The organism is Moorena sp. SIO4G3 (assembly GCF_010692305.1).
Taxonomy (GTDB): Bacteria; Cyanobacteriota; Cyanobacteriia; order Cyanobacteriales; family Coleofasciculaceae; genus Moorena; species Moorena producens_A.
In genome coordinates, this window is the sequence record NZ_JAAHIG010000220.1 from 1 (window position 1) to 15,252 (window position 15,252).

General features: G+C 40.9%; 13 protein-coding genes. 6 read left to right on the plus strand and 7 right to left on the minus strand.

Annotated features, from left to right (window positions below):
- Nucleotides 1-192: 192 nt before the first annotated feature.
- A complete protein-coding gene (gene gltX, locus F6J99_RS29165; protein ID WP_293118026.1) occupies nt 193-1,641 on the plus strand; it encodes a glutamate--tRNA ligase in 1,449 nt (482 codons plus the stop codon).
- Between the two features lie 317 nt (nt 1,642-1,958).
- Here gltX and F6J99_RS29170 read toward each other — a convergent pair whose 3' ends face one another.
- A complete protein-coding gene (locus tag F6J99_RS29170) occupies nt 1,959-2,423 on the minus strand; it encodes a hypothetical protein (protein ID WP_293118030.1) in 465 nt (154 codons plus the stop codon).
- A gap of 230 nt (nt 2,424-2,653) precedes the next feature.
- Nucleotides 2,654-2,968 (minus strand): hypothetical protein, encoded by a 315-nt coding sequence (locus F6J99_RS29175; RefSeq protein ID WP_293118033.1) that lies wholly within the window; start codon nt 2,966-2,968, stop codon nt 2,654-2,656.
- 484 nt (nt 2,969-3,452) lie between these two features.
- On the opposite strand from F6J99_RS29175, the gene F6J99_RS29180 reads away from it, so the two are divergent.
- From F6J99_RS29180 to F6J99_RS29195, 4 genes are all read left to right on the plus strand, one after another.
- Nucleotides 3,453-4,178 (plus strand): iron-containing redox enzyme family protein, encoded by a 726-nt coding sequence (locus tag F6J99_RS29180; protein ID WP_293104130.1) that lies wholly within the window; start codon nt 3,453-3,455, stop codon nt 4,176-4,178.
- 119 nt (nt 4,179-4,297) lie between these two features.
- Entirely contained in the window at nt 4,298-5,917 is a 1,620-nt protein-coding gene (locus F6J99_RS29185) for an alpha/beta fold hydrolase (RefSeq protein WP_293118036.1), read from the plus strand.
- A gap of 125 nt (nt 5,918-6,042) precedes the next feature.
- Nucleotides 6,043-6,804 (plus strand): class I SAM-dependent methyltransferase, encoded by a 762-nt coding sequence (locus F6J99_RS29190; RefSeq protein WP_293104135.1) that lies wholly within the window; start codon nt 6,043-6,045, stop codon nt 6,802-6,804.
- A 2-nt stretch (nt 6,805-6,806) separates the two neighbouring features.
- Entirely contained in the window at nt 6,807-7,586 is a 780-nt protein-coding gene (locus tag F6J99_RS29195; protein WP_293104137.1) for a class I SAM-dependent methyltransferase, read from the plus strand.
- A gap of 17 nt (nt 7,587-7,603) precedes the next feature.
- Here the strand turns inward: F6J99_RS29195 and F6J99_RS29200 are convergent, their stop codons facing one another.
- The 4 genes from F6J99_RS29200 to F6J99_RS29215 form a co-directional block, all read right to left on the minus strand.
- Nucleotides 7,604-8,143, minus strand: a complete 540-nt coding sequence (locus F6J99_RS29200; protein ID WP_293104140.1) for a VOC family protein — start codon at nt 8,141-8,143, stop codon at nt 7,604-7,606.
- Nucleotides 8,144-8,187: 44 nt separating this feature from the next.
- Nucleotides 8,188-8,997 (minus strand): 2OG-Fe(II) oxygenase family protein, encoded by an 810-nt coding sequence (locus F6J99_RS29205; RefSeq protein WP_293118039.1) that lies wholly within the window; start codon nt 8,995-8,997, stop codon nt 8,188-8,190.
- Between the two features lie 679 nt (nt 8,998-9,676).
- Complete coding sequence (locus F6J99_RS29210) at nt 9,677-10,579, minus strand: sulfotransferase domain-containing protein (RefSeq protein ID WP_293118041.1); 903 nt, start codon at nt 10,577-10,579, stop codon at nt 9,677-9,679.
- Between the two features lie 5 nt (nt 10,580-10,584).
- Nucleotides 10,585-13,761: an amino acid adenylation domain-containing protein gene (locus F6J99_RS29215; protein WP_293118044.1), complete on the minus strand. Its 3,177-nt coding sequence runs from the start codon at nt 13,759-13,761 to the stop codon at nt 10,585-10,587.
- A gap of 67 nt (nt 13,762-13,828) precedes the next feature.
- On the opposite strand from F6J99_RS29215, the gene F6J99_RS29220 reads away from it, so the two are divergent.
- Entirely contained in the window at nt 13,829-13,963 is a 135-nt protein-coding gene (locus F6J99_RS29220; RefSeq protein ID WP_293104151.1) for a hypothetical protein, read from the plus strand.
- A gap of 221 nt (nt 13,964-14,184) precedes the next feature.
- On the opposite strand, the gene F6J99_RS29225 is transcribed toward F6J99_RS29220, so the two are convergent.
- Nucleotides 14,185-14,670 (minus strand): TerB family tellurite resistance protein, encoded by a 486-nt coding sequence (locus F6J99_RS29225; RefSeq protein ID WP_293118047.1) that lies wholly within the window; start codon nt 14,668-14,670, stop codon nt 14,185-14,187.
- Between the last annotated feature and the right edge of the window lie 582 nt (nt 14,671-15,252).

The window sequence follows — 15,252 nt, forward strand, 5'->3', positions numbered from 1 at the left end:
GTTGTCACCTCAAATTCAATTTCAATATTAGGTTGGGTTCCAGCCGATTTGAAGCCTGTGGATAGGGTGCTGCCGACAGTCCTAGTTGAAACAGGAAGTAAACAGGCGTCGTTGTGACGTTTTTGTCCGCGATGTTCACGTTTTATAGAACAGACGAAAAGACTATAGTAATTAGGTTCTTAGCAATCAGCTGTGACAGTTAGAGTCCGTATTGCCCCAAGTCCAACCGGAAATTTACACATTGGTACCGCTAGAACCGCTGTATTTAACTGGCTATTTGCCCGTCGCCACAGCGGTAAGTTTATTCTGCGCATTGAAGACACCGATCAAACGCGATCGCGAGAGGAATATACCCAAAACATCCTCGATGGTTTAAGTTGGCTGGGACTGGAGTGGGACGAAGGACCATTTTTCCAATCCCAACGTCTTGACCTTTATAGTGCTGCTATTCAACAACTCTTAGACCAGGGATTGGCTTATCGCTGCTACACTACAGCTGAGGAACTAGAACAACTGCGGGAAGCTCAAAAGGCTAGAAAAGAAGCACCCCGCTATGACAATCGCCATCGCAATTTGACACCAGAACAACAAGCAGCATTTGAGGCGGAAGGGCGCAAGCCGGTGATCCGCTTTATGATTGATAATGACCGCGAGATTGTCTGGAATGATCTAGTCCGAGGTAAAGTCACCTGGAAAGGGAGTGACCTTGGAGGTGATATGGTCATTGCTAGGGCATCTCAAGATAATGGTATCGGTCAGCCTCTCTACAACCTAGCTGTGGTGGTGGATGACATTGATATGCAGATTACCCATGTCATTCGCGGTGAAGACCATATTGCTAATACTGCTAAACAGATTTTGCTCTATGAAGCCCTAGGGAGTGTAGTCCCAGAATTTTCCCATACACCTCTGATTCTTAACCATGAGGGACGGAAGCTATCCAAGCGCGATGGTGTAACCTCTATTTTTGACTTCAAAGCCATGGGCTTTACCCCTGAGGCGATGGTTAATTATATGACATTGCTGGGATGGTCTCCCCCTGACTCTACTCAGGAAATCTTTACTTTGGCTCAAGCCGCTCAAAAGTTCGGTTTTGAACGGGTGAACCCAGCTGGGGCAAAGTTTGACTGGGCTAAGCTGGATTGGATTAATAGTCAATATGTCCACCAGATGAGTGCATCTGAGTTAGTGGACTTGCTAATCCCCTACTGGGAAAGTGCTGGCTACAACTGTGATCCTGTGGAAAATCGCCCTTGGCTGGAACGGTTGACTGCTATGATTGGGCCAAGTTTGACTCGCTTGCCAGAAGCAGTAGATATGACTCGGATGTTCTTTACTGAGTCGGTTGAGTACACTGAGCAGGCAGTAGAGCAGCTCAAAAAAGCTGGTGCTAGTGAGGTGGTGCAAGCTATTCTTGAGCAACTCGGTAATTACCAACAGCTGAGTCCAGAGGAAGCTAAGCAGATTATTAACCAAGTCACAAAAGCGCAAAAGGTCAAGAAAGGATTGGTTATGCGATCGCTTCGTGCTGCACTAACTGGGGATGTCAATGGTCCTGATTTGATCGAATCCTGGGTACTGCTTCATCAGCGGGGGTTTGACCAAACTCGCTTGAAGGAGTCATTGCTTCAGGTAGCATAATCCCAAGCGATGGGTTACGGATGGGTAATCCATCCGTAACCGATTTCTGATACTGTTTGGGTCAATTCTTTTACCCTGAGCCGAAGTTACCTTGTCCAAAGTTCCCGACAACCCACTAATAAATTTTGGCTGTTCCATGAAAACTTTCAAGGGAGTAAGCCAAACTTCTTCTAACTCTGAGGTCGAAAAATCTCATGAATTAAAAAGCTAAATTAATTTTAGATTTAACGAGAGATATTTAAGCTCTTGACTGAGATAATCTGCCCACAAATTAGGTTTGATATGATACACAGACAGTAGTGCGATCGGACGAACAATTATTCGCAGACGTACTCATTATAAAGCGAATCGTATTTACAAGGAGAGTCATCATCGCCATAGTAAATACTAGTCCAAAACGGACTGTCTTCTATCAATAAATGGCAATCCCTCACGTCATAAAGCCTCAGATATTCAGGCTTGTTTGTTTCCACCATATTTTGGAGTTTAGAACAGCGAGCTTTTTGAAATTCAACAGATTTTTGACATTCAACAGATTTTTGACATTCAACAGATTTGAGTTTGTTCCGCTTTTTTTCTAAAGCCGAGTCACATTCTTTCACATCTTTACCCTTACTCACTCGACTGTAAAAACACTGAGCCAGACTTTCTTCAGTCTGACTTTCTTCAACCAGTGCTTGTGCTTGACCGGGGGCAACGCCCTCAGCGACGGCGATACCCAACAATAGCGTGCTAGAGACCATCAGTATTCCTGACAGCAGCAAGGAAAAAAGACGTTTCATCAAATACTTCCTTTTTTTTTTATTAAGCCAATATGATTTTATCACAACCGTTTGCCTTAGTTGCAGCACAGGAAAACTTATGTGTATCTAGCGCTACTGTTATACTAATTGGGTAAAACTCAGATGTTGCACCAAAAAAAGTGGTGGTGAGAAGAAACGGCTGAAGTGATTGTGGTTAGGGTATTATAGACCGTTTTTTATCATAGCTAGAGACAACTAATCAAATACCTTTAAAAATTATCTGTATTCCCTATAGGTTGGGTGACAAAAATTAGTTGAAAATGTTGCGTAGGGTGCGTTAGGCGACCCTCATTTTCCGCCTCTAGCCCTTGGTTAGGTTGCTGCCCGTAACGCACCACTAGGTCAAACAGCTTTAATGAGATGCACCCCTTGCCCTCTTCCCCCAGGGTAGTGATAAATATGTAGTGATATAGCGGTTTATAGCCTAATGAGGTACACAGGATTTTTTCTATCTTCCCTGTTCCCTGTTCCCTGTTCCCTAAAACCTTAGGTGCGCTTTCCGCATTAAGAATTAAATTCGCCACGGGTCGCACCTCAAAAATTTGTACCTCACCTAATTGAAAAACGCTATACAATATTGCATTTCTATTGAATTTTGGCACTTTTCAAAGGGAAAATATAACAAGTTAACCATTAATACATTATTAAAATTTATATAAATTTTAATAATGTATTAATCTTTTAAAAGAAATTATTCCTTATATAAATGCTATATTTTTTTGTAAAAAGCCAGAAGTGTTTAAGGTTTTCAACTTTCAACACTTCTGGTTCATAAGATTATTTAGTTAAGCACAGCTTAACTAAATGGGATTCTTGATCGATAATGTTTTTGCAAAGATGAGATGCACCAGCTGATAAGCAGGTACACAAAATTGATTACACATTTCACAAACCTCAAAGCCTTACAATGTAAGGGTTACATAAATTGGGAGTAGGTAATTAATTCTGTGTAGGTGCTTACTTCTTTAATATCAGACTTTCCCTCTTCTCCTTATTTCAGTGCCATATATGATTACATTGTTTTCCGAACGACATCAGAAGAACCAAAACTTAGAAGGAATCATTGATTTTTACGAGCAACAGGACATCAGAGACCACTATTTTGAGTGGTTGCATTCTCAGCCTGTGGATCTTACCAGCATTTGGTTACTTCTCCATAATCTCCGGGGAATAACTGCAGATTTCATTCGCTGGCTTTCCGGTGCCGTGTCGAGGATTGATGATAATGTCATTCGTTGTTTACTGGTGAAACAGCTCTATGATGAACTGGGTAACGGAGATTCCGAGCAGTGTCACATTGTATTATATGACCGCTTCTACAATGCCTTGAAACCGTGGCAACCCAAATCAATTGAAACTGGCGAGGTAGATGATTTGACGATTGGCTTACCTGGGAGAAAACTCAGGCAACGGCTGGAGAACTATTTCAATGCTCCCGATCCGCTAGTCGTCATCGCTGCGTTTTTGGTAGGCGAGATTTACGCTAAGAAGTTCGATGAATGTCTAAACGAACAGGTCGCGCGGACTCAAGAAATTTCTGAGTATGACTTGACTTGGCTGAGGCTGCATACTGTGGTAGAAGCAGATCATGCTGGGGATTCAATTCACCTCGCTCGTCGGTTGGAGGAAATGGGAGCTTCCCGTGACCTGGTTTGTATGGCAGCTCAAGAGGTTTGGGATATCTTTATTCGCTTCCAAGACGAGATGCATCAGCTCAATCTTGAACTTCAGTAGTTAGACAAAACAAAAATAGTTAGCCATCAATACTGGGTGTGGACCGCAATGATGCCCATGTTCAGATTGAAATTTATTTCATCCATGTGATGATTATCTGGGCCAGAAGTTTTGGAACAATGAACAAGCAACAATTTAACGTCAAGTATGTGCAAGTTAGCCCAGATCTCGTCATTCACTACCAGGAGGCAGGGTCGGGCACACCAATCGTTTTTATTCCTGGTTGGTGGACTTCAATCGACTATTTCCCAGCACAACTTGCCCATTTCTCAAAGCGCTATCGGGCGATCGCCTACGATCCTCGCGGTCAAGGACTATCCTCTAAGACGTTAGACGGTAATCACTACATTCAACGGGGTGCAGATCTTAATGCTTTTCTCAATGCCTTGGAACTGGACAATGTGATTCTGGCTGGGCATTCCAACGCAAATTTAGATATTTATTCTTACGTTCGGAATCATGGCACCGATCGGATTAAAGCGATCGTAGCCATTGACTGTGCTATGCCAAAGCGGATTGCCACCCAAGAGGAGGATAATTGGGGAGAGGTTAGAAATCCAGCTGACATGGGGTGGTTAATCGAGCGTTATCGACTTGTGGCTTACAACCGGCTTGACAGTGTACCGGAAATCATTCAGCCTGGGTTAGTCGAGGAAATGACTCCCGAGGTGACTGATTTTTTTTATCGCATGAATATGGCGATACCGAACTATGTCTCGAATGCGCTGTTTATCGATTCATGGTTTTCAGATTACAGCGAAGAAGCCAAACTAGTCGATGATCACGTTCCTACCCTTTGGACTTTTTCCCAACAAAGGTCAAAATTCATGCCCCAGGTCAACAAGAATTTACCCAATACCGAAACCTTAGTATTGGGGGAGCATATGGGGCATTGGGAGTTTCCAGATGAATTTAATACAGCGGTCGAGGCATTTCTCGATCGAAGAATTGTGTTGCGAACCGACGAGATAGAGGTTCCCATCGAGGCTGAATACAAGAGTACTCAATATGATCGCGTTGGGGTCATTTACGATCAATTCAAAGGCTCAAATGAAGCTACATACGCCATAGGAGAAAAAGCTTCATTTTTAAAAGCTTTGGGCAACATACAAGGAAAAAAGATTATAGATTTAGGATGTGGAGCTGGTTTCTATACTCAATTATTGAAAAAAAAAGGAGCAGCCAAAATTGTTGGCGTAGATATTTCTGAAGAGATGATCCGGGTAGCCCGTGAAAAAGAAGAACAAACACAACTAGGAGTTGAATACCTTGTTTTTGATGTAGCTGAAATGCCCAAGCTTGGTAGTTTCGATCTGGTGACTGCCGTAGGTCTTTTTCATCACGCTAAAGACCGAGACCACCTACTAAAAATATTTCTTCGTATTTATAATAATCTAGCAAAGAACGGTCGCTTGATTGCTCTCACTGCTAATCCGGATTTTTATCCGAACAAATCAGATACTAGCAAATATGGTTTTACTCCCGTTGCAGAAGAACCCATGCCAGACGGTCGGGAAATTACGATGAAATTGAATGGAGCAAAATCCCCGTTTTTTATCAAGGGTTATATTTACAATCGTTCGATTTATGAATGGATAATGAAGAAAGTAGGCTTCAAGAACTATAAATGGGATTTTAATCTAGAAATCCCTAATTCAGCACTGGAAAAATATGGAGAATCTTACTGGCAAGATTTATTGATTAATCCTGTAATGGTTACACTTATTGGTGAAAAATGAAGTTGGGGAAAAATGAAGAGGATTATCGCTTTTGAGCAAACTGAGAACATAGCCAAAATTAAGTAGGCTATAATTCTAACTTTGTGAACTAAAATTTATCGTTACTTATATAGGCAGATCAACTAATGACAACTAACTACGATCCGAAACAATGGGATAAAGTTTGTGATGCTTTTAAAGAATTCAACAAAGAGCAAATTACCTATTATATCGCCCAAAAAGCCTCCTTTGTAAAGGGAATTGGCGAGATAGAAGGGAAAACAGTGTTAGATGTAGGATGCGGGAGTGGTTCCTATACCCAGTTGTTGAAAGAAAAAGGAGCAGCCAAAGTTGTTGGCGTAGACATTTCGGTAAAAATGGTAGAGGTTGCCCGTGAGCAAGAAGCAGCCACTCCACTGGGGATTGAATACCATGTTTTGGATGCCGCAGAAATGCCCAAGCTGGGCAATTTCGATCTGATAACTGCGGTTAGCCTGTTTAACTATGCCAAAGATCGAGAGCATCTCAAAGCCATGTTCCGTAATATTTATGAAAATATGGCAGAAGGTGGGCGTTTGGTGGCTCTGATTATGGAACCCAATTTTTCTGGAAAAAAATTCGATATGGCTAAATATGAACCTGGTATAACGATCTCTAAAGAAGAAACTTTGCCAGATGGTCGTCGTGCTATTCAAGGTAAATTAGAGGTCAACCCACCCGTATTTGTCGATCTATATCTGTATGATCGCTCAGTTTATGAATCGGCGATTAACGAAGCTGGATTCAAAAATTTAACATGGGAATTTAACCTAGAAGTGCCACCAGAAGCTATAGAAAAATATGGGCAAAGTTACTGGCAAAATTTATTAGATAATCCCTTGGAGTGGCTGCTGTTTTGCGATAAATAATAATGTCAATTAGGGGGGATTTAATGATGGCTCAATACGATACTCGTCAATATGATAAGATAGGCGCAGAGTATGAACAATTCAAGTATGAAGAGTTCGCTACCTGGTCAATCGTTGAAAAAGCCTCTTTTTTAAAGGTAATTGGCAATATCAAAGGCAAAACGTTTTTAGACTTAGCCTGTGGAACAGGGTTCTATACTAGGTTGCTGAAAGAAAAAGGAGCGACCAAAGTTGTTGGGGTAGATATTTCTGAAGAGATGGTACGGCATGCCCGTCAAAAAGAAGCCAATAATCCTCTAGGAATTGAATACCATGTTCGTGATGTGGCTCAACTTCCCCATTTGGGGAAGTTCGATCTTGTGACGGCGGTGGCACTATTACATTACGCCAAGGATCGCCACCATCTCCTAGAAATGTTATGCCATATTATCGATAACTTGAGAAATGGTGGGCAATTTGTGACTTACATTACCAACCCAGATTTCTCTTTGTGTAAATCCAACATGACCCCTTATGGGATTACAATTCTCCAAGAGGAACCTATGCCAGATGGTCGTACTCGGAAAAGCAAACTGAATACCAATCCCCCAACCTTCATCAGCAATTTCGTGTATGATCGCTCTGTGTATGAATGGGCTACTAAGGAAGCTGGCTTTAAGAAGCTGAAATGGCATGTTAGACCAGAGGTGCCGTCAGAGGCAATTGCCAAATATGGCGAAGCCTACTGGCAGGATCTGTTAAACAATCCTTCGGGGATTTTGATTAGTTGCGAAAAGCCATAAAGAGAAAGACTACTAACTCAGAACTCGCGCACAGTAGCGGCTACCTGCAACAAGATCCCATCTGGGTCAAAGAAATAAAATGAGGAAAGCAAAGTCGTATCGTCCAGTTCGGGAGCATAACCCGAGGGAACGTCAGCATGGTGTAAAATTGGGGTGACTTGTACTCCCTTACTTAGCAGTTTCTCTCTATACTCTTGCAGTTTTTCTAGGGGCACATTAAAGGCGAGATGGTTCATTGAACCATGAGCTGTAGCAATGTCGCTAGCCTTTAAGGTTTTAGGTGTTAAGGTTTTAGGTGTAACAGAAGCCATAGCTTCTATTGCTTCAGGTTTGACAGAAGCAATGCCAGGTGAAGCATCTGGTGCCTTGGGAAACCATAAAAAAACCAAAGCACTCCCATTGCCGATATCGAAAAAGAAACGCTTACTGCCATCTGGTAGGGCAATGGTTTTGATTAACTTAAAACCAAGGGTTTTGGTGTAAAAGTCCACCGTTCGTGCTACATCTTTACAGACTAAGGCGATATGGTTGATTCCCTGTAGTTCACACTCGTTCATTTCACTTCTTGATTAAGTTTCAGCAAAATTAATTTTTAACCAGTTTATTGTTCAAATAACTGGTAATAATGATATTTTAAACACTGATCATATGAATCAAACAGGATTTGATCATGAATGTAATCTTGAATAGGAATATTAGTATTTGGTCCTAGAAAAACAGCTAGAGAAAGACGTTCCTCATCTGGTATGCGAACTCGATGTAGAATTGAGTGTGTCTTTCCACCTAGCATTTTTTCTAAGGTTTGAGCCAGAATTACCACAACATACCCTGGTTGGGGATTAACTTCATGCCATTGATCATCCCAAAACACTTCTAATCCTGGCTTTTCAATCAAAAGTACACTCATCAAATCAAAGTCTTTATGAGCTTTCAGTCCACTATTGCATTTCTTATTTGTATTTACCTTAGCAGGATAATAGACAGTTGAAAATGTTGAAGAGCGATCGCTCACGACTTCCTCGAAATATTGTTCAACACCAAAATACCTAAATACCTCTTTTAACAGAACTAGAACAATACGCTGTTCAAAATAGTTTGAGATTTTGAAAACTGAATTGCGACATTCTTGAAAGGGTCCAATTGGATTATGCAACCTAAAGAAAAACTGTTGAACCGACTGTATATCATCAATTGAACGGTTTATATAACCTTCTAGTTTATCATTTACTAACCATTTTTGTTTTTTAATTTCGTCCTGTATGAAAAAAGCTAAAGCCTCTTTTTTGATGACTTCAAAATCTTCAAATACTTCTTTTTCTGGTATTTTTACATAGCAGCAACCCAGATGAACAAGGGTGTTTATTTCTTCTAGGGTTACGGTATCTACAGCATTGATTTTTGGTAGTTGCATGATTCAGAAAACAAAAAACATAATTTTTTTACGCAGCTAGCTTCCAAGACAATGGATTTGCTAATAAATAGACTAAACTTCTATCAAAGTACTATAGCGGTTTTAAATTAGGTGAGGTACAAATTTTTGAGGTGCGACCCGTGGCGAATTTAATTCTTAATGCGGAAAGCGCACCTAAGGTTTTAGGGAACAGGGAACAGCGATGCAGCGCGGTCTTGGGAAGGCAGCGCGGTCTTGGGGGTCCCCCCCATGAGCGACTGCCGTGGTTTCCCCCATGAGCGACTGCATCAAGACGGGAACAGGGAACAGGGAAGAGAGAACAGAGAAGAGAGAACAGGGAACAGGGAAAAAATCTTGTGTACCTCATTAGGTTATAAACCGCTATATACATACTTTTCAATAGCATTATAAGCAATCTATAATGCTATACTTATTTGTTTTTTTGTTATTTGTATTTTTTAAATTTTACTTAGACCATAACTTCATAACCCGAATACAATATCACTGTAGTAAGATATCAGAAATTAATCAACAGTTGACCTTTGTTGTATCTTGAAAGCTAAGGTAAACCCATCTTCCCTATCTTCTACCTGTAGAGATGCAACGGTGGGAGTAAGTTGAGGAAGTCAGCACAGCTCTCGGAGCTTGCATCCGAGAGAACGCTGACTTGACATAACCTTTAATCCTTACAATTGAGACACACAGAGGGACCAGAAGGCAAAGAACTCACCTCAGGTAATTCTACCGGAATTCTGGGGAGTTTATCTAAGTCGTGATCGCCCAATGGATAATTGAGAAGGGATAACAAAGGTTGGGCAATCTGCCAACACTTCTCTTTCTGTTCATTGCTTAAAACATTTTTCCACTTGTAAAACCCTCCCTCGCGAACGTGATCCGGACTATCTTTTTTCATACTTGTGAAGTCAACTTGCTCCTTGATGCGAGCAATTGAATCTGAATCAAGTTCTATCTCCAGATACTCCAACATCTTTTGCAGCTCATTATTAAAATTATTACACAAGTTTTCATAGAAAATGACATAAATATCTAGCTCTTTTTTACTTTTTAAATAGCCCCCTACATGATTCATCCAATCCGATATACAGGTATATAACTTATTTTTTAAAAAACTTTCTGGATTAACTTCGTTACCAGCCACATAATAGTAGTGCTTTTTCATAAACGGTGTAAACGCAAAATGAGACCAAGAAATTGCTACATCGCGCGGGTCTCGTATGATGTAAACTGTTTTATCAAACTTTTCCAGTACCTCTGGAGTTTTACAACAAGCCAAGGAATGAGTCCAGACATTAGTCGTATTATTGATATATTCGTTAAAATCCTGAATGGGATAGATAAATATATTAGCAATCCTGTAAAACAGAACTTCATTAGTAATATTGATCATATTAATATCTAGCATATTTTTGATAGGCAAATCCCAAGTTTTAGCTGCTTCGTAAATCGGTTGCGTTTTGACAAAAGCTTTTTCGGCTATGCCAGCTTCTTTAACAATATTTGAGAGAATATTAGCAAGCCAAAAGGTGCCACTTTTAGGAAGACTAATTTGGAGAATGTTCATTTTTTCTACTTAAATAATCTTGCTAACTGTTCAATTGTTTGGTGTTTAAAGATTGTTGCCAGTGGCAATTTTTTCCCTAACTGCTCCTGAATTCGAGCAATCAAGCGAACTCCTAAAAGGGAATGACCACCTAGGTCAAAAAAGTTATCTTGAACTCCTACAGAACTAACCCCTAGAACTTCTGACCAAATTTGTGCCAGTTGTTTTTCTAAGGCATCCCGAGGCGCAATAAAATTCGCTTCACTACCCCACCGAGAAGCATCGGGTGCAGGTAAGGCGCGACGATCTATTTTACCATTAGGAGTTAGTGGAATTGCTTCCAAAATAATGATAGCTGCCGGAATCATATGGTTGGGTAGCTGAGTATTGAGAAAGGAACGCAATTCACAAACTGTGAGTTCTTGCTGTTGCGGAACCACATAGGCAACAAGGCGTTTATCACCCTCAATATCTTCTCGAACAATAACCAGGGCTTGCCGTACATTTTGATGTTCTCCTAGCACAGCTTCAATTTCTCCCAATTCAATGCGGTAGCCTCGCACCTTGACTTGGTTATCGATACGACCCAAAAACTCGATGTTACCATCGGGTAGATAGCGAACTAGATCGCCCGTTTTATAGAGTCGAGAACCCGATTCATCCCTAAAGGGGTTAGGAATAAATTTCTCAGCCGTGAGTTCTGGTCTGTTCAGATAGCCTCGTGCTAAACCTATACCGCCGATATGGAGTTGACCAGGAATACCGATGGGAACTGGTTGGAGGTGATCATCAAGAATATAAAGTTGAATGTTAGGCAGGGGACGACCAATGGGTGGTTTGCGATCACAACCGCCACATTGAGCGTAGGTGACTGTAACCGTAGATTCCGTTGGACCGTAAGTATTAAATAATTGCACTCGTCTCGACCACTGCTTTGCCAAAGCCGGAGGACAATCTTCCGCTCCCACAAACATTGTCCGCAAACTAGGCAGTTCTGCATCAGCTAGAGTTGCCAGTATTGAGGGGGTTAGGGAAATATGGGTGACTTCTTGCTTTTGCAATGTCTCTATTAAATCAGAACCAGGTCGCAGTGACTCAGTGGTGGCCAGACCAAGCCGCGCCCCAGAACATAGCGCCATTGCTATTTCCGCAATTGAGTGGTCGAAGCTCAAAGAAGTAAACTGGAGAACGCAACACTCAGGCTGCATATCCAGGATATCAATAAAGGCGGGGACTAGATTGGACAATCCTTGATGGGTAACTAAAACCCCTTTCGGCTTACCTGTCGAACCTGAAGTGTAGATCAGATAAGCTAAGTTGTCAGGCTGTACCTGATGCACAGGATTCTTTTCACTAAAAGTAGTAATTTCTTTCCAGTCTGAGTCTAAACAAACAACCTTTTTAGCACTCAGAGGAAGTCGTTCAAGTAACTGCTGCTGAGTTAAAAGTAGGGAAACCTGAGCATCTTCTAGCATATAAGCCAAGCGCTCTTGAGGATATACCGGATCTAAGGGTACATAAGCCCCACCAGCTTTGAGAATTCCCAACACTCCGACTACCATCTCAATAGAGCGTTCCACGCAAATACCCACCAATGTCTCTGGTTTGACTCCTAGCGATCGCAGATAGTGGGCGAGTTGATTAATCCGGCTGTTCAACTCCCGGTAAGTTAATTGCTGAGTTTCAAACACCACTGCCACTGCATCAGCTGTCCGTTCCACTTGCTTCTCGAATAACTGATTAATACAAGTTTGAGGAGTATATTGAGTCCGAGTTTGATTCCACTCCACTAACAACTGATGCCGCTGTGTTTCTGTTAATATGGCGAGTAAGTAAACTGGCTTTTCTGGCTCAGTAACAATTCCTTTTAGCAGATGCAGGAAACAAGACTCTATCCTGACAACGGTATCAAAATCAAATAGATCGGTATTGTACTTAAAAACACCAGCCAGTGAACTTTTTGTTTCCACCATCTCTAAGATTAGGTCAAACTCACCTTCCTGCTGGGGGATTTCCCAAGGTTCTACATCTAATCCTCCCCAAGTAACTTGACCCCCTGTTTCTTCCCCTGCCAACTGTTGTGACAATAATTGGGCAACTACTTCCGAACTCTGAAATTTTTCAAGGGAAAAAACTACTTGTAAAAGAGGTGATAAACTGGCATCTCTTTGGGGTTTTAACTGCTCTACAAGAAAGCCAAAAGGATAATCTTGATGGGCGAATGCTTCCAATGCTGTTTGATGCAATTGAGTGAGAAACTCTCCAAAAGTAGGATTGCCAGAGAGATTCCCTCGTATGACAACCAGGTTGATAAAATAGCCCACTACTTGACTAAATTCAGGCTGGTTTCGTAAGGAGGTGGGAGTTCCGACTAAAATATCTTCTTGACCTGATAAGCGGTAAAGTAATACCTGAAAGGCTGCTAGGAGTAAACTATCGAGGGTGACTGAATAATCTTGTGCTAGTTTCTTGAGTTGAGTAGAAAGTTCTTGGGTTAGCTGGAAATAATGGGAACTGCCATTGTAGGTTTGAACTGAAGGTCTAGGGCGATCAGTGGGTAAGTTTAAGACTGGTAATTTTCCTGCTAGCTGTTGTCGCCAATAACTCTCAAGGCTCTTTCTCTGAGCACTGGCTAACATTTTGTTTTGATAGTCAATAAAATCTTGATAGGAGACTTTTATTGGGGGTAGAGAATCTCTATTTCCTTTGTATACCAAGCTGAGTTCTTTAAGTAACACCTCCATTGACCGAAAATCAATGGCAATTTGGTGTATTACTAACAGCAGCACATGCTCTGTTTGAGAGCGAGTGAATAGTAAAACTCTTATAGGGAGTTCTTGTTCAAGATTGAAGGGAATGTGAGCTGACTGGGTGAGGTGATGGTCTAATTGCTGATCAGTCCAATGTGAGGCATGTATCTGCTGGAAAGGAATTTCTACTTTTTTGTTAACAACCCTAAACGTTTGACTATTACGTTCAGTATAAGTCGTTTTTAGGTTGGGATGACGGTCAATTATTGCTCTGACGGCAGTTTGCCAAGCGTTCAGATTTATCTCTGATCTAATTAGCACAGCAAACAAGACATTGTAAGCCCAACTTTGCGGTGCGAGTTTGTTGATAAACCACAGAGCTTGTTGACCACAAGAGAGAGGATAAAAGTCTTTTTCGGCTTTTTCTGATGGTAATGATTCTATTCTGCTCAAGATTGTTGTAGGTTCAATACTTGAATGGTCAGGGAAGATTATTGTTACTCTAGCAGTTTTATATTGGATGAGATACGGCGGTTTGCATAACTATCAGGTACACAGGATTATTTTCCCTCTTCCCTCTTCCCTCTTCCCTCTTCCCTGCTCCCTGCTCCCTGCTCCCTGCTCCCTAAAAACCCAGAACTTTGTACCTAACTGAATTGCAAACCGCTGTAATTTTATTTTCTTGACAGAAAATGCGCGCTGTAAACTCTTCAAAAGAACCAAATAACTATTCCACATGACTTCTATCAAAACCTAGGATAAACAGGAGAATCTTAATGCTGATTACAGACTCAAGTTTTAGAAAGAAAATTTTCTTTCTCTTAGCATCAATGTTTCTCCTGAAACTACTTAAATTATAGTTAATAAATTAAAGTATTAAACTTCAGTTTCAAATAGTGCAAGTCGCAGTCGATCTCCTGACTCTTCTATTTCTATCAAAGACTCAAGACTAACAACTACACTCCGTTCAATTCCTAAAATTTCTGCGGCTCGCGCAACAGCTGCTTTTTCTTTATCGTGGTACACTCCATCAGCACGGCTCATTTTGATGGCTTGATATAACATACAACGCTTAAAATTAACAGGAAAATCATGATTAATACCGCCCAATAGCTGTTGAATGTCCAGGTTTTCTCCATCGAATTTTAGGATATTTTCTTCTATCAGCTCAGATGGTACTCCCATCATATTTTGTTCTTCGACAAACCAATCTAATTCTGCCTGTGCTAACTCACCATCAGCACTGGCGATCGCCATTATGGCTTTGATATAGTTCCTCGAGGTCTCAAAGTTTACAGGTGCAGTAATGTTGTATCTCTTTTTGGCATATGGCTTCATTTCATAAGTTGTTTCAGTGGTCATCGTTTTTTCCCTGAATACTTCGCTGTTATTCTACAGAGTTCTACAAAAAAATTCAAGTGTAACAATTTTTATCTTAATAGGAGTTACCCATTGACATAAAGCACCAAATCTGCATTACGTGATTCAGGAATTCGAGGTTGATTTTTTGACGCTTTTTAAGTGATCGCTATTGATTAGAGGATGATTGAGAAAAACCTGAAACAACGTATTTTCGTTAATACACAAGATAGTAAATTTGTACAGTGCGTAAGTCCTACTTTCCTTGAAGCAAAAATCCGTTCTGATTTTTCTTAGACATCTCCAGGAATTGCGAAGCAATTCCATCACTAGCTTTGAGACGCTTGGGATGATTCACAAATGTGACAAATTTAAACTAAATAAGCAGGTGCACAAAATTAATTACCTATTTTTGACCTAATAATCTATAATTAGATAAAATCACTGAAAATGGGTAGTTATATGAGATTCATTAGAGAATTAAATACCGAAACTAAAAAACTGTTGGAAAGAATAAGTTGGCAAAGTAAATATCCTCTCTCTTGGTGCGCATTCCCTAGGCGTTCGCGGAGCGTCTCCGTAGGA